The organism is Pseudoalteromonas peptidolytica (assembly GCF_012641745.1).
Taxonomy (GTDB): Bacteria; Pseudomonadota; Gammaproteobacteria; order Enterobacterales; family Alteromonadaceae; genus Pseudoalteromonas; species Pseudoalteromonas peptidolytica.
On the sequence record NZ_WEHZ01000115.1, the window covers coordinates 1 to 241 of the forward strand.

1 rRNA gene is annotated in these 241 nt (G+C 47.7%); it reads left to right on the plus strand.

What is annotated here, in order from left to right:
• Window positions 1-103: ribosomal RNA gene (gene rrf, locus F9Y84_RS21955) — 5S ribosomal RNA — on the plus strand; the annotation flags it as partial.
• Between the last annotated feature and the right edge of the window lie 138 nt (window positions 104-241).

Genomic DNA, 241 nt, shown 5'->3' on the forward strand with positions numbered 1-241 from the left:
TAGCGTTTTGGAACCACCTGACCCCATGCCGAACTCAGAAGTGAAACAAAACAGCGTCGATGATAGTGTGGGCTTCCCATGTGAAAGTAGAACATCGTCAGGGCCTTATTAGAGAAACCCGTTGCAGCAATGCGACGGGTTTTTTGCATTTGTAGTAAAGTACTTCCATGTAGTATTTCCCCTTCGCGTATCCATGCGCTCACTTCCTCGAACTGGAAGCGTTGCTTCGGTTTCTTGTGAC